We start from the raw sequence: 18,310 nt of genomic DNA, 5'->3' as shown, positions 1-18,310 counted from the left end.
CTGAGCCATTTTTTATATTTAATTAATCACAAAACTAGGCATTAGTCTTTAGATTGAATTATTTTATAAGAAAAAATATTTGTCTAAAATTAATTATACAATTTTTTTTGCAAACTCATTCTTAATAATAAATACCAATGTATAAATCAGGTCAAAAATTATTTTTTCAAAATTAAAACTTTTTTAATTAGGTTATGTAATAGATAATTACATTTTCTTTGTTAAAACTAATAAAGTTAAAAAAAACAATATTTTTAATTATTTTTATTATTGCGAGAATTTTTATGACAAAAGAAAAAAAAATTTTGGTTTTGCCAGGGGACGGGATTGGTCCAGAAATCATGGAACAGGCTGTAAAAGTACTTGAGTGGGCAGATAAAAACTCGACGTTATCTTTCAAGCTTGAATATGAAGTGGTTGGAGGTGCATCCATAGATCAAAATGGAATACCATTAACTCAAAAGGTTATTGAAAAAGCAAAAAAAGCTGATGCGGTTCTTTTTGGAGCTGTTGGTGGACCGAAGTGGAATAATATTGATTTTAATAATCGACCTGAATTAGGGATTATTGGTTTACGTAAAGAACTTGGCTTATTTGCCAATTTACGTTCAGCGATTGTTTTTGATTCTCTGATTGAGGCCAGTTCAGTTAAACCTGAGATCATTAAGGGTTTGGATTTAATGATTGTTCGCGAAAGCACAGGAGGCGTTTATTTTGGTTCTCCCAGAGGAATTGAAACATTACCTGACGGAACCCGTAAGGGAATCAATACAGAAGTTTATACAAGTAAAGAAATCGAAAGAATTGCCCGTGTAGCTTTTGAGTTGGCTCGTCAACGCCAAAATTATGTTTGTTCTGTTGATAAATGTAATGTGATGGAAAGCGGTCTTTTATGGAAGGAAGTGGTGACAGAGATTCACCAAAAAGAGTATCCAGATGTCAATTTATCTCATATGTTAGCAGATAATTGTGCAATGCAATTGGTCCGTCAACCCTCACAATTTGATGTTATTCTGACCAGCAATCTTTTTGGGGATATTCTGTCAGATTTGGCTGCAATGCTGACGGGAAGTTTGGGTATGTTGCCTTCAGCCACACTAGGGGAGAAACAGTCAAATGGGGTTATTCCAGCATTGTATGAACCAATTCATGGCAGTGCTCCAGACATAGCTGGACAAGGAAAAGCCAACCCCTTGGCACAAATTCTTTCTTTGGCGATGATGTTGAAATATTCATTTAATGAACAACAAAATTCACGGAAAATCGTAAATGCATGTAAATTAATATTAAACCAAAATTATCGTACACCGGATATTATGAGTATGGGAAAAAAAGAGGTAAACACGCAAGAGATGGGAAAACTTATTCTTGATCATTTAAATGGAAAAAATTAAAAATATTGAATATAAAGTTTTTAACATAACTTTTGAAAAATTATTATTCATTGGATGAATAAGATCAATTACAACGATATGTAAGGTTATGTTCAGCATAGGAAATGCTGGTAATCAACATTATCAATATAATATTTTGGGCAAATTTAATTCGTATCTAATATTATTTGCTCAATTTAGATTAATGGATTTTTGGTGATAAGAACTGATATTGTAAAATGTAAATTTACTTTAGAATATATCTTATAAAAGAAATATCATTTAATTTCTTTTATAAGAATAAAACTTTTGTGGATTAAAAACCTTCACGTTCCAAACGTTTACGTTCCATTTTACGTGCACGTCTTACAGCTTCTGCAGCCTCACGGGCACGTTGCTCAGAGGGTTTTTCATAATGGCGACGAAGTTTCATTTCACGGAAAATTCCCTCGCGTTGCATTTTCTTTTTTAAAGCTTTCAAAGCTTGATCAACATTATTGTCTCTAACCAAAACCTGCACTTGGCCATCATCTCCTGTTAAAGTTAAAAGTTAAGTAGTAAGGTATATAGTGTATATCAATGTTTATAATTGTTATAAGTTTACCGCAAACATACTCTATTTTATTTAAAAAGAAAATAGATTATTATTGTCTCACGGTTTTCAATTTATATAAAGTTTTTTATTTGTCTCGTTCTATAAATTTTGATTTACCTTTATACAAAGCTGGTGAAGAGTTATTATTTCTGCATGAAGATAAAATTCGATTTATGCAGGATATATTTTTTTTTATCCATCATGAAGCCATGTCTATCGTTGAACCAATATTAGATGAATATAGAATTGGGTTGGCTCATTTTCGATTGATGCAATTTATCTGTCATTATCCTGGGATTTCGGTAGGTGAGCTATGTTCAATGCTTGGAATTACAAAACAAAGTTTGAATCGCGTATTAAGAGAGACGCTTGAACAAGATTTTGTCTATTTTCAGCAAACTCCAACAGATCGCAGGAAAAAAGTGTTATTCTTGACAAAAAAAGGGAAAAAACTAGAGGAGGAACTTTTTAGTCTTCAACGCAAGCAATTTGTTCGCGCTTTTAGAGAGGTTTCCAATAATACATATATAGAAGGATTCCAGCGTATATTATATGGTATGATCAGTAAAAAATCCAAAAAAATGCTAGAAAATCTTACCATTCGTAAAATCAAAGATAAAAATAATGTCGGAAAATAACAAATCACCAAACGAAAAAGATATTTTACATATTTTAGTTATCGATGATGATCCGCGTTTACGCCGGTTGTTACAGCGTTATTTAAGTGAAAATGGTTTCCGGATCAGTGGAGCGGAATCGGCATATGAGGCACGTCAAATGTTAAAGTTTTTGCAACCTGATGCATTGGTACTGGATGTTACAATGCCAGGTGAGGATGGTTTGCAATTGACACATTCCCTTCGGGAGGAAGGCAAGGATATGCCGATCATTCTTTTGACAGCCAGGGGAGAACCGGAAGATCGCATAGCTGGATTGGAAGCTGGTGCAGATGATTATTTGGGAAAACCTTTCGAACCCAAAGAGTTGTTGCTTCGGCTGAAAATTCAGTTTCGCCGATTGACGCAGCCCATTGCAGCGGAAAATATACGTTTAATTCGTCTTGGAAATATGGAGTTTGACCCTGTTCGAAATTTGTTATGCGATAAAAATGGCATTATTCATTTAACAGGAGGGGAGATAGCCTTGTTAAGGGTATTGGCGGCGCAACCTAATGAGATTTTATCCCGTGAGGAAATCGTTCAAAAAATTGGAATGGAGGAAATTGGTGAGCGTGCCGTTGATGTCCAAGTAACAAGGTTACGAAGACGTATTGAGACGGACCCTCGACAACCGCAATTTTTACATACCGTAAGGGGTAAAGGGTATGTTTTAAAACCTGGATATTGAAAAATTAATTAATAACAGAAAATATAATTGTGAAAAATTCATATACGAATTTAAAAATTCCAAATTATTTTATAAATCGTAAATTTATTGTTGAACGCACTGTACGACGAATTTTGCCGCGCTCTTTATTTAGTCGTTCACTTTTGATGATTTTAATTCCATTGATTGTTACGCAAACAATTTCACTGGAATTGTTTTATGGTAATTATCTTAGTACTGTTTCTCGTCGTTTGACAGATACTGTTGGCAGTGAGGTTGAGTTCATCGTCAATCAGTTTAACCAAACTAATTCGAGAATAAAATACAATCAGATTATTGAAGATGCACAAAAATATTTTCAATACTCGATTACCTGGCGCAAAGGTCAAATATTTCTTGGGAACTCAAGAAAAAAATCAAATATTATCGGGCCTGTTGATGAGCTTCTCAATCAAACCCTGACGGATCGACTTGATGAACGGTTTGTTGTTGACTGGTTCAGTGTAAAAGATCAGGTCAAGATATCCATAGAATTAAAACAAAGTGTAGTGGACATTCTAATACCCAAAAAAAAATTAACGGCTGGTAGTGTTTGGCTTTTTATTTTCTGGATTGTGGGAAGTGCCTTGGTTTTGTTTATAATGACTTCTGTTTTTGCATGGATACAGTTCAGGGCCATTCGAAGATTATCCAGATCTGTTGAAAAATTTGGTAAAGGGATTGATCCAGGTAATTTACATCCTGATGGTTCAAGAGAGCTAAGAAATGCAGCAATTGCCTTTAATGTCATGCGTGAAAGAATTTTAAGATATGTCAAACAACGTACTGTTATATTGGCAAGTGTTTCCCATGATTTGAGAACGCCTTTGACCCGATTAAGGCTCAGTTTAGCCATGCTCCCTCAAAAAGGAATGTTTAATGCTGAGGAACAGGTTCAGGATATCTTGGAAATGATTACCGACATTGAGGAAATGGAACAAATGATTTCTGCTTATCTTTCCTTTGCAAGGGGTGAAGGAACGGAAGAACCGATTTTAACAGATGTTTCTCAGTTAATTAAAGATTGTGTTGCAGCAGCATCTCGGGCTGATACACGATTTTTGTCAGTTGAAATTGATCATGACCTGCCAGATTTGATTATTAGACCTCATAGCATACGCCGAGTTTTTTCCAATATTTTAGATAATGCTAAAAGATATGGGGGGGATGTAAAACTAAGGGTTCATATGAAAGGAAAAGGAATACAGTTTATCATCGATGATGACGGTCCAGGAATAGAAATCGAAAGAAGGGAAAGTGTATTCACGCCATTTGAGACAGGTAATAGACAAAAAGGGACCGGATTGGGATTGTCTATTGCGAAAAATATAATTCAGGGACATGGTGGTGATATAAAATTAGAAACCAGCCCATTGGGAGGGCTGAGAGTAATCATATTTATACCCAGATAGTTTTATGGCAATGTATTTCCTGAGCTGCCAGGTCCACCCGTTGTAAGTGGATTGCTTGAGAAAGGACCACCGTTACTGTTCGGTCCGAAGGTACTTCCAAGTCCCATTGCACTTAGTGGAGAGTATTTGCCAATATTTCCTAATAATTGCTGGAAAAAATTAGTTTTTGTTCCAGGAGTTGGAGTTACCTCTGATACCATGCTGACATTTTTAGCGTCTCTTTTACCCAATTCTTGAATTTTTGTTAATGTCCCACTTTCATTAAAATATAAGGAGAGCACTTTTTGTTTTTTTATTCCTGGATAGGAAAGCGGGACAAGATGAGTCATCATCGATATGTAAATCCAGTTATTATTATTAAATGTCGCGTAGGTTGTAGGAGATCCCAAAATGTCGATAACATCTGATTTACTGGTACTGCCAACTTTTAATGCAGAAAGGTCATTTTTTTCAATTATTGTTCCTCTTGGCATTGGAGGGGGGGAGAGAACTGAGCAGGCGGAAAATAATAGGCTGCAAGAGATTAAGGAACCTAAAATAATATTCTTGCTTGTTTTTTGCTTAAATTGAGGACAGGATTTATCTTTAAGAAGGGATACAAGAGGTTTTTTGTTGAAGCTGGAAGGCATAATGAATACATGATCCTCAAGTTAAACGAAAAATTAATCTTATAATTAAAGAGGTATTGTAGTTTAAATTAAACTGCAACAAAAAAAAACATTAGAAAGAAAAAAATGAAAAGCTGTTGCGAGTTTTCAAAAAAAATATTTATCAATCAAATACAAAAAAAAGAATTCAGGATTACCATTGAAGCGGATAAATCAGAAAGAAAGGCTTTGGCTGAGCGGTTTTCAATTCCTGAAATTCTTTCTTTGTCATGTTTTTATAAATTGGCTTATTTTCATGGTGGTCATATAAGGGCGCAGGGAATACTGAAAAGCAGCATAATACAAAATTGTGTTGTTTCCCTAGAGGATTTTCCGGTTGATATCGAAGATGGATTTGAGTTGATTTTTATACCTTTGTCTCAAGTTTCAAGTGAACTGGAGGAGCTGGATGATCCAGATATCATTCCTTATGATAATGACTATATTGACATTGGAGAGGTGACTGCACAGCAACTGGCATTATTACTGGATCCTTATCCTCATAAGCCTAATGTTGAAAAAAAACTGATAATTAAAGAGAAAGATTTGGAAATACAAGGGATAAAACGTAAAAAGGACAGTCCATTTAAAATTTTGGAAAAATTGAAAAAGGGTTAAAAAATTGTTTTTTCATAATATATTTGTATATTAATATTCTTGTTATTTTAATCAATTAAAGTATATTGTTTTTCAAAAGTGTTAGGGAAACCTTGACACGTTTTTTCAAGCTTGCTTAAAAGCCGATATTCTGTTAGACAGGTTGCTTAAATTTGAATGTTCAATCATGTCGAATGAATTTTGGTTATACTGGTTAAATTATTAGATAAATTAGGATAGGAGGGATCCCATGGCTGTTCCAAAGAAGAAAACGTCACCATCACGTCGTGGAATGCGTCGTAGTCATCATGCTTTACGCACTGAGGCTTATGGTGAATGTGCAAATTGTGGTGAACTGAAACGTCCACATCATGTATGTAGCCACTGTGGCTATTATGATGGTCGTGAAGTCGTCGCTGCCGGAGATGCTTTGAAGACCGCAGTACATCAATAAGACTGGAAAGCGTATTATAAATACCGATAACAACATTTTGGTGTTAAGTTTAATGGTTTTTATAAATTGTAACTGTATTTATGACTGCAGAATCAGATATTCAAACGAAGCCTCAATATGATCTTGCGATTGATGCAATGGGGGGGGATCATGCCCCTGAAATTGTTATCAAGGGTCTTGAGATTACAGCCGTTAGACATCCAGAAGCAAAAATACTGTTAATCGGAGATAAAGAAAAATTGTCTCCGTTACTGAAAACATATTCCAAGGCAGCCAGAATATGCGATGTACAGCATACAGACATGGCTGTTCCAATGGAAATGAAACCTACTTCCGCTTTGAAATTGCGAAATTCATCGATGCGTCTTGCCATGCAAAGTGTTGCATCGCAACAAGCCAAAGGGGTTGTTTCTGCCGGAAACAGTGGTGCAATGTTAGCACTGGCGCAGGTTATCGTTAAAACGATGCCTGGTATTGCACGTCCGGCAATGGCTGCGATTACTCCAACAGCTAAGGGTGATATTGTAATGTTGGATTTGGGGGCGAATGTTTCCTGTGACAGTCGAAACTTGGTTGATTTTGCCATAATGGGTAACGCTTTTGCAAAAGCTGTGCTTGGTTTGCCTAAACCCACGATTGGACTTTTAAATGTTGGTTCAGAAGAATTGAAGGGTGATGATCGTCTTAGAAATGCAGCCGAAGTGTTGCGGAACAGTCCTTTGTCCGGACAATTTTATGGTTTTGTAGAGGGACATGATATAACGGCAGGTACAACAGATGTTGTTGTTACAGATGGATTCACTGGAAATATTGCCTTAAAAACAGGTGAGGGTGCCCTCAAACTCGTTTTTCACCTTTTAAAACAAGTTTACAGTTCTGGCTTGCGGGGAAGGTTGGGTTATCTGTTTGTTCGACCCGGATTGGAACGTATGCGCGAGTGGCTGGATCCCAAACGTTATAATGGGGCAATTTTCGTAGGTCTAAACGGGGTTGTTGTGAAATCTCATGGAGGTACGGATGAAGAAGGTTTTGCATATGCCGTGGATGTTGCGATGGATATGATCAGGCACGGATTTTATGAAGAAATCCTTACGGGTTTATCACAGGTAAATCCACAGTAATAGCGGTTATATTAAATTAAAGGGTTTCTATAGGAATGGTTTATCGTTCACAACTTGTTGGATTTGGTGGATATTTACCTAAGCGTATCTTAACAAATGATGATTTGACATTGATGGTAGATACATCTGATGAGTGGATTCGTGAACGTACAGGTATTCGCGAACGTCATATTGTCTCGGAAGGTGAGACATGTGTTTCCATGGCTGTTGAGGCCGCAAGGCAGGCAATTGAATATGCAGGGATGAGTGTGCAGGATATTGATGCAATTATTGTCGCGACTTGTACACCTGACAAAATATTTCCAAGCACTGCGGTTGAAATTCAAAAAGCGCTTGGAATAAAAAAGGCTTTTGGATTTGATGTTTCATCTGCCTGTGCTGGATTTGTATTCGGATTATCAGTTGCAGACAATTTTATTCGTTGTGGACAGGCACAAAATGTATTGCTGATAGGTAGTGAGGTGTATTCTCGAATTCTTGATTGGAAGGATAGAAGGACCTGCGTTTTGTTTGGTGATGGTGCGGGTGCTGTTGTTTTAAGTGCTGTTAACACGGAGACCGAAAGAGGAATTCTTGGATGCTATCTTCATACGGATGGTCAATATGCGGATTTATTATATGTGGAAGGCACACCAGCAAAATTTCAAGATCAATGCTTTTTACGTATGAAAGGACAGGAAGTTTTTCGTCATGCAATAACAAAACTATCCGAGGTTATTGAAGAAGCGCTAAATGATCACAATCTAATATATCGTGATATTGATTGGTTGGTTCCACATCAAGCAAATTTACGGATTATTTCACGTATGGGTGCAAAAATCAAATTACCCCCTGAAAGGGTGATTGTAACTGTTGATCGGCATGCCAACACGTCTGCGGCATCCATACCGTTGGCCTTGAATGAAGCAGTGAGAGATAATCGTATGAAAAAAGGTGATTTAATCGTAATTGAAGCAATAGGAGGCGGTTTAAGTTGGGGGTCTGCATTGGTAAGATTGTAAATATATTTTTAAAAAATTAATTTAAAAATAATACAGAATTTATTTGGTAACACTATTGAATGAATGGTGTTAGACTTGTCATTTCAGTAACGGATTGTAATTATTTTAGACTATGCAAACTTTAACTCGTGCAGGATTAATTGAAAAACTTTATAGTCATATTGGCTTTTCCCGTAGTGAATCAGCTCAATTGCTAGAAACGGTTTTGGAAAAAATCGTTGCAACCTTGGAAAAGGGTGATTCGGTTAAAATTAGTGGATTTGGTACTTTTTCTGTCCGAAGAAAAGGAAACAGAATTGGACGTAATCCTAAAACAGGTGTCGAGGTTGAAATTGAACCCAGATATGTTTTGAGTTTTCGCTCCAGTCAGAAATTGAAAAAAAATGTTAATGAGGGTATGATTAAAAAATCTTCTTGAAAGGATAAATAATGACCCAAGGTAACTCTGCTCAGATTATTAGTCAATCGAATGAAAAAGTAGATTCTGATTCAGAAGATAAAGGAGTTACCAAAAAGGAACCTGGGGCTTTCCGTACTATTAGTGAAGTGGCTGATGAAATTCATGTACCCCAACATGTTCTGCGTTTTTGGGAAACACGTTTTCCTCAGGTACAACCAATAAAACGAAGTGGTGGTCGTCGTTATTACCGTGTTGAAGATGTAACGCTTCTAAAGTATATATCTGAACTTTTATATATCCAAGGATATACGATAAAAGGTGTTCAGCGTCTTTTACAAGAAGAATTATTGAATAATAAAGTTTCGGATAATGAACAATTAAATTTTAAATCGGAATCTGATATATCGATAACAAATGAATCTCAATCCCCAAATGATGATCTGACAAATACAGCTGAAAATAATCAGCAAGATTTACGTAAGGAATTGGAAAAATTGAAAAATGAAAAATCAATGCTGATTGATTCATTAAAAAATGTTTTGGTTGAGTTGCAAGAATTAAGAAAAATAATAGCTGAGGCTTAATTTTATATTGATCCAAATAAAATTGACTGCTATATGGCTGTATAGATTTGACGGGCAGTAGCGCAGTCTGGTAGCGCATCAGTCTGGGGGACTGGGGGTCGTGGGTTCGAATCCCGCCTGCCCGATATTCGTTAATATTTTCTTTTTTCAGCTGTCCAATTATTCCATAACATAATTATGGCGGCCATTATCGCTGGACCGATAAATAAACCAATCATCCCCCAAGATTCCAGCCCTCCCAAAATACCGATTAATACCCATATAAATGGTAATTTTGTTGAGCCACCAATCAAAGCTGGTCTGATAAAATGATCTGCAATAAAAATAATGATGCAGCCAACAATCAGTATAGTTAAAGCGATCAAATAGGAAACTTGAAAAAAAGCGATAAACGCAACTATACCAATGGCAATCAGGGGGCAAAAGGGGATCATTGCAGCCAAGGCTGTCAATATGCCCAACAATGCCGCATGCGGTATATGCAGAAAATAGTATAGGGTTCCGAGAATGATACCCTGTCCTAGCCCGACCAGAACTAGTCCCGAAACTGTTCCATGAACTGATGAGATCATTTGTTGAGCAATTGTTTCCCCTTGTTTGCCAAACAATCGTCTCGAACCTGATTTGCATTGATGAATAATTGATTCTCCATCTTTAAAAATAAAAAATAAGGTTAAAATTGAAAAGAAAAACAGTAAACCTCTATGAAGGATTTGTGATCCTATTTTTTGTGTAACATATACTCCATGACTTAGATGCAAATTGGAAATTAGTGTCGAGGCAGAAGATGGATCTTCAAGGTTTTCTTTCCACCAGTGAATGATATTATTGTTTATAACTGGGATTTTATTAAGCCACTCGGGTGGTGGTAAACCCTCACGACTAATTTTAATGACCCAACTTATGCCTGTTTGCAAATCTTTTGTCGCTTCAAGTGCTATAAAACCCAGGGGAAGAAGAAAAACCAGGGTAATAAAACAGGAAAAAATAAAGGGTAGTATAAAATTAAATCGTTCATAGGGCCATTTTTGCTTGACAGTTTTGTAAAATGGCCAGCATGCTATGGCAAAGATAATTCCCCAAATCAGGGAAAACAAAAAGGCTTTAATGGTATATAGACCAAATAGTATCAATACGATACTTAAACAACTGTGAGCAATAGTTTGATTATGGATTTGCTCTGCCAGTGACAATTGGCGCGAAATTTTTCTATTAATTATATGATCATCTTGGGACACGTTAATTATTCCCCAATATCCGTTATAATTCTTTTTTGATAATGGAAATGACGAAGGCCTGAATGAAGGCGGCCTCTTTTAAGGCTGTATATCGACCTGCAGCTCCCCCGTGCCCTGAATCCATATTTATTTTCAAAAGCAAGGGATTGGACGATGTATTGTGATCTCTTAGTTTTGCAATCCATTTTGATGGTTCCCAATAGGTAACACGGGGATCAGTCAGGCCTCCCATTGCAAGTATGGCAGGATAGTCTTGTTCTTTTATATTATCATAAGGTGAATAACTGGCTATATATTGATATGCTTTTGAATCTTTGAGAGGATTGCCCCATTCTGGCCATTCTGGAGGTGTGAGTGGTAAAGTAATGTCTGACATTGTGTTTAATATGTCTACAAAAGGAACAACGGCAATGATTGCCGCAAAAAGATCAGGGCGTTCATTGGCTATATATCCCATTACCATACCGCCTGCTGATCTTCCGTCAGCAACGATTTTTTTTGGCTGTGTATAATTTTGTTCAACAAGATAATCGGCACAGCAAATAAAATCGGTAAAAGTGTTTATTTTGTTGAAGCGACGCCCCTCCAAAAACCAATTCCAACCTTTTTCTGATCCGCCACGAATATGGGCTATGGCATAAATCCACCCTTGTTCGATATAATTCAGTGCTGTTATGGAAAAAACAGGGTCAATGGCATATCCGTATGATCCGTAACCATAAAGAAGAGTTGGGTTTTTACCGTTTAATTCAATATCTTTACGATAGGTCAAGGTCATGGGAATTTTTTCACCGTCGTTTGCAATAGCCCATATCCTTTTTGATTTGTAAAGGCTTGAATTATAACCGCAAGGAATTTTCTGCTGTTTAATGATTTCTTTTTTACCAGTTGGAATATGAAAACGATTCCAGCAACGTGGAGTTGTAGGAGACTGATAACTGTATCGTAACAATTCTGTATCATATTCAAGCGTTTCATCCAAGGAAAGAAGGTATGCATCTTCATCACCTGAGATAATTTTATTTTCATCGTTTGTATTGGTGATGATTATTTTTGTATTAACCTCATGACGTTCCAATCTTATAAAATAATTTTTAAACGCCTTGAATTCCATTAGGTAAATATCAGGATTATGATTAATCCAATTTTGCCAAATTTTTTTTTCTATTTTATCCTGTATCAAATTATTCGGTATGGGCAATCGCATGAGTTTAAAATTGTATGCATTATCTTCATTTGTATAGATAATAAAATGATTGTTCCAATCTGTTATTTTGTAAAAAACACCTGTTCGTCTTTTTTTAAAACATATTGCTGCATATGTGGGATGTTGTCCCGATATGATCCAGACCTCGCTGGTATCATGATTATTGGCTGTTATATAAATCCACTGATTGGAAAGACTGCGCTCAATATTAATAAAAAAGCCTGAATCTTTCTCTTTATAAACTAGAGTATCTTGAGAAGTGGCTATATGATGTCTGTAAATTGCGGTAGGTCTGCCTTGATCATCGCGATAGACCCAAAATATATACTGACTGCATGGTGAAAAACAGTAAGATCCAGAACAGGGTGAAATAGATTGTGGTAATACATCTCCTGTTTCCAGATTTTTAATTTTTAAATGCCAAATTTCTGAGCCTTGGGTATCTTCAATATAGGCAAAGTATTTATGGTTAGGGCTGTGTGAAACCGAGCTTATTTTATAATAATCAATAGTACTTGCCTGAATATTTGGATCAATAAGCAATTGTTCTCCAAAATCATGAATTGATTTTCGATAAAAACTCTTATGCTCTTTTCCCTCTTCAAATCGTGAATAATATATCCAGCTACCGTCAGGTAGTTCAGGGCTGCTTTCTTTATCAGCCAATTTTGATTTCAAGGAAAGAAAAAGCTTGCTTTGCAACGGTTTAGTCTGCTGCATTATTTTATTAGCATAATTATTTTCCTGTTCAAGATATTGTTTTATCTCTTTTTTTAGTTTTGAAGGATTGGACAAGACTTCCTGCCAATTATCATCTTTTAACCAGGCATAAGGATCAGTTCTTGTAAATCCCAGTTGTTTTATGATTTTCTCTTTTTTTGGTGCTTTTGGCGGAAGAATTGATGACATAAGCTAGAACATTTCCCCATTTTTAAATAATTTGCATAAGAGACAAGACTATCATATTTTATCTGGATTAATGAAATAATTAATTATTAGAAAATTGATGGTTTCATATTGATAATGTAAATTCTGTATATTTTGATAAATAGTTTTGAAAGTAATTTGAATGTCAGAAAAAAAAGTTTTAATTGTTGGTGCCGGTTTTTCCGGTGCTGTGATTGGTCGTATTCTTGCAGAAAATGACTGGAATGTGCATATTATTGATGAACGATCCCATACTGCTGGAAACTCATACTCCGAACGGGACAAAGATACAGGAGTCATGGTACATATTTACGGTCCCCATATATTTCATACAGATAATGAAGACGTATGGAATTTTGTAAATAAATATTCAGAAATGATGCCCTATGTCAATCGTGTGAAGACCACAGTTAAGGGACAGGTTTTTTCATTACCGATTAATCTGCACACGATTAACCAATTTTTCCAGAAAGCATTATCTCCTGATCAAGCAAAAGAACTTATTGCCGAAAAAGGTGATAAGTCAATTAAAGAGCCTGAGACATTTGAAGAACAGGCTTTGAAATTTGTTGGTAAGGAATTATATGAAGCTTTTTTCAAGGGTTATACCCTTAAGCAATGGGGACTGCATCCCTCTGAATTGCCAGCATCTATCTTAAAGCGTTTACCTGTTCGTTTCAATTATGACGATAACTATTTCAGTCACAAATTTCAGGGAATACCAAAAAAGGGCTATACAGATTTGGTCGATAATATTCTTGATCATCCTGGAATTAAAATTTCTTTGAATACAGTTTTTAATAAAGAAAAATCAAAATATTATAAACATGTATTTTATAGTGGTCCATTGGATGGTTATTTCCATCATCAATATGGTCGTTTAGCATATCGCACCCTGGATTTCGAAAGATTCACATATCAGGGAGATTTTCAGGGAACGGCTGTAATGAATTATGGAGAGGAAAGCGTTCCATATACCCGTATAACAGAGCATAAATATTTTGCACCTTGGGAAAGTCATGAAGGCTCGGTTTGTTATAAAGAGTATAGCCGTTTATGTACAGAAAAAGATTTGCCTTACTATCCAATACGTCTTGTAGGTGAAATGAATCAGTTGGATCAATATATAGAATTGGCCGAAAAGGAACCTGATATTACATTTGTTGGACGACTGGGAACCTATCGTTATCTTGATATGGATGTAACCATTGCAGAAGCAATGAAAACAGCAAGATTATTTTTGAAATCCATTGATAATAATGAAAAAATGCCAGTATTTACAGTCAGTATGAAGTAATTCATATTCATATTGCCTAAATCTATCTAAAAAATAATCGCTATTTCAATGTTAAATCGACTTGCTTTAATTTTAGCGATTATAAATTATTCTAATCAAAAATATTTATGGTCAACGGCAATAGTTTATCAATTTTTTTATAATAATTCGTAATTTACGATATCTTTCGTTATTTATAAAATTTACGTAAAATTGTCTAGATTCATAATTTTTTAGAATTTAAAAAATTTTGAAGAATTCGCAACAGCTTTTGTTTGATTTTTTAAAGTGCTCTATATAGGTTCTTTTGAAGACATACATTAACTATATAGTTTTAAAATCGATGAGTGATTCAATAAAATCAAAACAAAATCAATATGTTTTAACACTTTCTTGCCCTGATAAACCAGGTATTGTTTCCGCAATTTCTACAGGATTATTTGAAGCTCAAGCCAATATTGTTGAGTCGCAGCAGCATGATGCTCTTTCGGGTTATTTTTTTATGCGTGTTGTGTTCACCCTAGAGAGCAATAAAAAAAATTATCAATGGTTATATTCCAGATTGGAGGCTATTGCTGCCCAATTTAAAATGACATGGTTCTTGCATGATCGAGAACGTAAAAAACGTGTGTTGTTGATGGTATCAAGATTTGATCATTGTCTGGTTGATCTTTTATATCGATGGAGAATAGGGGAACTGGCAATCGAACCCAGTGCAATTGTTGCAAATTATCCATATGAAGATTATGGTCATATTGATATGCAAGATGTACCATTTTATTATCTTCCTATTCTTAAGGATACCAAAAGGGAACAAGAAACGAAATTGTGGGATATTATTAAGGAAACCCGGACAGAGCTTGTTGTTCTTGCACGCTATATGCAAATTCTGTCTCCTGAAATGGTAAAAAAATTGGCGGGTCAATGTATAAATATACATCATTCCTTTTTACCCGGCTTTAAGGGTGCAAAAGCCTATCATCAGGCTTATGAACGAGGGGTTAAATTGATTGGTGCAACAGCACATTATGTAACCGAGGATCTTGATGAAGGTCCAATTATAGAACAGGACGTTGAACGGGTAAGTCACAATGACACCCCTCATGACCTTATCCGTAAAGGAAGGGATATTGAAAGACGAGTTCTGGCAAAAGCCGTGCGTTATCATATTGAAGACCGTGTTCTTTTAAATGGTTACAAAACCGTTGTATTTTCGGATTGATCAGGGAAATAATTTCCCTCTCAATCCAGTTTTTATGCGATGGGCATACTGAGAATTCTTTGCGATGATGCCCATGCGAATAAAAAGATCGATTAATACAAGATTGACATTAAATTTGAAATCATCTGTTTCGCACACTTGATGGTAAACATCTTCTAATTTTTTTAATTGGAAAGATTCAACCTCTCCATCATTGGGAACCGGTTGAAAATCTTCCGGCAACCATAGATCATAGCAATATAACACATCTCGCCTTAACCCTTCAGGTCTGATCATGCTATAAGTAATCAGTGATTTATATTCCGCATTTATCATGAGGGCGTTCGGAATGCTTGCTTCTTCACGTGCTTCTTTTTCTAGAGTGTTGTTATGGGTAAATCCTGCTGGTATACCTCCCGCGACGATATGATCCAGTTTTTCAGGATCAAGCCGTTTATACTTTGCCCGTTTCGCGATCCACAAATAAATTTGATTTCTTTTCTTAACCAAACCATTGAGATGAACTCCAGTTCCAATCAGTCCAAGATCAGGAATAACGGCACGATCAATTTTTCCAACCGGTTTAGCATATGGTGAGGGATAGACATCAAAAAGTTCATTCATGGAGTGAACCACATTATTTTCAATTAGTTGATTACCCAGCATCTCGATTGAATATGGTGCTGGTAAAGTACAAATATTATTTTCTTCCATAACAACATGATGTTTTTGGAGAGTATCCATAAATGAAGGTCGAACCCATCCTATGATCTGATTATGCGCCTTGAAAGGTAAAAAATCTTTTTGTAACTTGGCGGTGTTACATTTTTTTATATGACGAAATAAATTTTTAAATTCAACAGATTGCATTAAAAATCTCTTATATTGCTTTAATAGTTTTTTTATTTCAAAGTTATCTATTTTTGTATTTTTTCATTTTTAGGGTAAACACTTCATGTATATTGATAAAACAATTACAATCTTTTGAAAATAACATGTCACGATATTCCAAATTTTCCTATGTCGACAAAGAAAGCACTCGTTCTGGATGGTCAACTTTACTAGAGCTCTTGACCTATTTGTGGCCTCGTCAGCATATGACGTTGAAAATTCGCTTTATCTTTGCGATGTTTTTGATGATTGTTGCCAAAATCATAGCCTTGGGCGTTCCTTATCTTTATAGCAAGATTGTGGATTACTTTTCCCAGAATAATCATGAAATAATTTATGTGCCGATTTATCTTATTGTTGGATATGGATTGGTTAGGATTTTTTCCAGCTTATGTTCGGAATTGAAAGACACGGTTTTTGCGCCATTACGATTTCGGGTGATGCGTATAATAACCCTAAAATGCTTCGAGCATGTTCAAAGACTTTCACTAAAATTTCATTTAAATCGACGAACCGGAGCAATTACACGGGCTATTGAGCGGGGTGGTGAGGGAATTGAAACAATTTTGAGAGTGGGTATATTCAGTATCGTTCCAACAGTGATTGAAACCTTGATGGTTCTCGGTGTGATTGCTCATTTGTATAACGGATATTATACACTTGTTGTCTGTCTTGCAATATTAGCCTATTTTTTCTTTACGATTTGGTTTACATCTCGGCGTATCAAGATTCGTCGAAAAATGAATGAAATTAATAATGAAGCCAATAATCGTGCCTTGGACAGTTTGCTGAATTATGAAACTGTTAAATATTTTTGTAATGAAGCCCATGAAATAAGACGATATGATGAAGCATTGGCACATTATGAAAAAGCTTCCATTAAAACACAAATAACGCTCAATATCCTGAATTTTGGTCAATCTTTTATTATAGCCATTGCATTGACATTTATTATGTTAATGGCAGCACGTGACATTGTTAGTTATCATTTTACTGTCGGAAAATTTGTCTTGATTAACACCTATTTGATGCAGCTCTATCAGCCCTTGAATTTTCTTGGCAGTATCTATTCTAATTTGCGAAAATCAATTGTTGATTTGGAAAATATGTTTTCTCTTTTGGCACAGCCAATGGATATCAATAATCAAGAATGCGCCAAATCACTTCCAACTGAATTGGTGAATGCGGGGCCTGCCAAAATTGAATTTAAAGATGTTTTTTTTGGTTATGATCCCTCTCGGGAAATTTTGCATCATGTAAGCTTCCTGGCGGAACCAGCCCAGCAGATTGCCATTGTTGGACCAACAGGGGCTGGGAAATCAACAATTAGCCGTTTGCTGTTCCGTTTTTATGATGTTACAACTGGTGCTGTATTAATCGATAATGAGGATATACGGTCTTATAAACAGGATGATTTGAGAAAGGCCATTGGAGTTGTGCCTCAAGATACGGTTTTGTTTAATGATTCGATTGGTTACAATATTGCTTATGGTAAATTAGGAAGCTCACAAGCAGAAATTGAAAAAGCAGCAAGGCTGGCTCAAATCCATGATTTTATTGTTGGTTTGCCCAAGGGATATCATACTCAGGTGGGAGAAAGAGGCTTAAAACTTTCCGGTGGCGAAAAACAAAGGATAGCTATTGCAAGAACAATATTGAAAAATCCAAGGATTTTAATCCTGGATGAGGCAACAAGCGCGTTGGATAGTCAGACAGAAAAAGAAATACAGCAGGCTCTTTTCCGGGTTTCTCAGGGTAGAACCGTGATTACAATAGCTCATCGTTTATCAACAATTATTCATTCGGACATGATTTTGGTTATGATGGATGGGAAAATATGCGAACAGGGAACTCATGAATTCCTGCTTGCAAAAAATGGTTTTTATGCCAATATGTGGTCTATACAGAGTCAACATTCTGATAAATAGGTTAGAAATAGTGAAAATTTTTAATTTTGAGGTTTAAAATTTGGATTTTTACTTGACTATTTTGTGAATTTTAGTCATAGGGCTAAACTAAGT

Annotated in this window: 18 protein-coding genes and 1 tRNA gene; 14 read left to right on the top strand and 5 right to left on the bottom strand. The window is 35.7% G+C overall.

Translation table 11 applies throughout. From position 1 onward, the window contains the following. Positions 1-284 precede the first annotated feature (284 nt). Positions 285-1,394, top strand: a complete 1,110-nt coding sequence (gene leuB / locus H3T44_RS04305; protein ID WP_198196252.1) for a 3-isopropylmalate dehydrogenase — start codon at positions 285-287, stop codon at positions 1,392-1,394. A gap of 295 nt (positions 1,395-1,689) precedes the next feature. On the opposite strand, the gene rpsU is transcribed toward leuB, so the two are convergent. Then, a complete protein-coding gene (rpsU, locus tag H3T44_RS04300; RefSeq protein ID WP_198196251.1) occupies positions 1,690-1,893 on the bottom strand; it encodes a 30S ribosomal protein S21 in 204 nt (67 codons plus the stop codon). Between the two features lie 164 nt (positions 1,894-2,057). Between rpsU and H3T44_RS04295 the strand changes: the two genes are divergently transcribed. From H3T44_RS04295 to H3T44_RS09185, 3 genes are read left to right on the top strand one after another with little or no spacing between them, the layout of a single operon-like run. Next, complete coding sequence (locus H3T44_RS04295; protein ID WP_162988571.1) at positions 2,058-2,606, top strand: MarR family winged helix-turn-helix transcriptional regulator; 549 nt, start codon at positions 2,058-2,060, stop codon at positions 2,604-2,606. Beyond that, positions 2,593-3,315 (top strand): response regulator transcription factor, encoded by a 723-nt coding sequence (locus H3T44_RS04290; protein ID WP_110438910.1) that lies wholly within the window; start codon positions 2,593-2,595, stop codon positions 3,313-3,315. The genes H3T44_RS04295 and H3T44_RS04290 overlap by 14 nt, the downstream gene beginning before the upstream one ends. A 29-nt stretch (positions 3,316-3,344) precedes the next feature. Continuing rightward, positions 3,345-4,745, top strand: a complete 1,401-nt coding sequence (locus H3T44_RS09185; RefSeq protein ID WP_155568005.1) for an ATP-binding protein — start codon at positions 3,345-3,347, stop codon at positions 4,743-4,745. Between the two features lie 2 nt (positions 4,746-4,747). Here the strand turns inward: H3T44_RS09185 and H3T44_RS04280 are convergent, their stop codons facing one another. Beyond that, complete coding sequence (locus tag H3T44_RS04280; protein WP_155568006.1) at positions 4,748-5,374, bottom strand: outer membrane protein assembly factor BamE; 627 nt, start codon at positions 5,372-5,374, stop codon at positions 4,748-4,750. Between the two features lie 105 nt (positions 5,375-5,479). On the opposite strand from H3T44_RS04280, the gene H3T44_RS04275 reads away from it, so the two are divergent. From H3T44_RS04275 to H3T44_RS04245, 7 genes are all read left to right on the top strand, one after another. Beyond that, the gene (locus H3T44_RS04275; RefSeq protein WP_198196250.1) at positions 5,480-6,010 is read left to right on the top strand and encodes a DUF177 domain-containing protein; all 531 of its coding nucleotides are present in this window, start codon (positions 5,480-5,482) and stop codon (positions 6,008-6,010) included. A 229-nt stretch (positions 6,011-6,239) separates the two neighbouring features. Continuing rightward, positions 6,240-6,443 carry a 50S ribosomal protein L32 gene (gene rpmF, locus H3T44_RS04270; protein WP_155565337.1) on the top strand — a complete coding sequence of 68 codons (204 nt, stop codon included), beginning with the start codon at positions 6,240-6,242 and terminating at the stop codon, positions 6,441-6,443. 80 nt (positions 6,444-6,523) lie between these two features. Further along, complete coding sequence (gene plsX, locus H3T44_RS04265; RefSeq protein ID WP_198196249.1) at positions 6,524-7,564, top strand: phosphate acyltransferase PlsX; 1,041 nt, start codon at positions 6,524-6,526, stop codon at positions 7,562-7,564. Between the two features lie 35 nt (positions 7,565-7,599). Continuing rightward, positions 7,600-8,565 carry a beta-ketoacyl-ACP synthase III gene (locus H3T44_RS04260; protein WP_198196248.1) on the top strand — a complete coding sequence of 322 codons (966 nt, stop codon included), beginning with the start codon at positions 7,600-7,602 and terminating at the stop codon, positions 8,563-8,565. Positions 8,566-8,677: 112 nt separating this feature from the next. Then, positions 8,678-8,983: an integration host factor subunit alpha gene (locus tag H3T44_RS04255; RefSeq protein ID WP_198196247.1), complete on the top strand. Its 306-nt coding sequence runs from the start codon at positions 8,678-8,680 to the stop codon at positions 8,981-8,983. Positions 8,984-8,994: 11 nt separating this feature from the next. Continuing rightward, positions 8,995-9,549 carry a MerR family transcriptional regulator gene (locus H3T44_RS04250; protein WP_198196245.1) on the top strand — a complete coding sequence of 185 codons (555 nt, stop codon included), beginning with the start codon at positions 8,995-8,997 and terminating at the stop codon, positions 9,547-9,549. A 51-nt stretch (positions 9,550-9,600) separates the two neighbouring features. After that, a tRNA-Pro gene (locus H3T44_RS04245) sits at positions 9,601-9,674 on the top strand. 6 nt (positions 9,675-9,680) lie between these two features. Here the strand turns inward: H3T44_RS04245 and H3T44_RS04240 are convergent. Both H3T44_RS04240 and H3T44_RS04235 read right to left on the bottom strand, forming a co-directional pair. Then, positions 9,681-10,787 carry an AI-2E family transporter gene (locus tag H3T44_RS04240; RefSeq protein WP_198184922.1) on the bottom strand — a complete coding sequence of 369 codons (1,107 nt, stop codon included), beginning with the start codon at positions 10,785-10,787 and terminating at the stop codon, positions 9,681-9,683. A 22-nt stretch (positions 10,788-10,809) separates the two neighbouring features. After that, the gene (locus H3T44_RS04235; RefSeq protein ID WP_198196243.1) at positions 10,810-12,903 is read right to left on the bottom strand and encodes a S9 family peptidase; all 2,094 of its coding nucleotides are present in this window, start codon (positions 12,901-12,903) and stop codon (positions 10,810-10,812) included. 160 nt (positions 12,904-13,063) lie between these two features. On the opposite strand from H3T44_RS04235, the gene glf reads away from it, so the two are divergent. Together glf and purU are read left to right on the top strand one after the other, a co-directional pair. After that, positions 13,064-14,218 carry a UDP-galactopyranose mutase gene (gene glf, locus H3T44_RS04230; protein ID WP_198196241.1) on the top strand — a complete coding sequence of 385 codons (1,155 nt, stop codon included), beginning with the start codon at positions 13,064-13,066 and terminating at the stop codon, positions 14,216-14,218. 322 nt (positions 14,219-14,540) lie between these two features. Continuing rightward, on the top strand, positions 14,541-15,419 hold the full coding sequence (purU, locus tag H3T44_RS04225) for a formyltetrahydrofolate deformylase (RefSeq protein ID WP_198196239.1): 879 nt from the start codon (positions 14,541-14,543) through the stop codon (positions 15,417-15,419). On the opposite strand, the gene H3T44_RS04220 is transcribed toward purU, so the two are convergent. After that, positions 15,420-16,268, bottom strand: coding sequence for an NUDIX hydrolase family protein (locus tag H3T44_RS04220; RefSeq protein WP_198196237.1), 849 nt, complete (start codon positions 16,266-16,268; stop codon positions 15,420-15,422). A gap of 125 nt (positions 16,269-16,393) precedes the next feature. Here H3T44_RS04220 and H3T44_RS04215 point away from each other — a divergent pair, with 125 nt between their 5' ends. Continuing rightward, on the top strand, positions 16,394-18,217 hold the full coding sequence (locus tag H3T44_RS04215) for an ABC transporter ATP-binding protein/permease (RefSeq protein ID WP_198196235.1): 1,824 nt from the start codon (positions 16,394-16,396) through the stop codon (positions 18,215-18,217). Positions 18,218-18,310: the final 93 nt, after the last annotated feature.

This window comes from Commensalibacter sp. M0355 (assembly GCF_016101365.1).
In the GTDB taxonomy this organism is placed as follows: domain Bacteria; phylum Pseudomonadota; class Alphaproteobacteria; order Acetobacterales; family Acetobacteraceae; genus Commensalibacter; species Commensalibacter melissae.
Note: the sequence above shows the minus strand (reverse complement) of the source record. Positions and strands in the feature narration are given on the sequence as shown.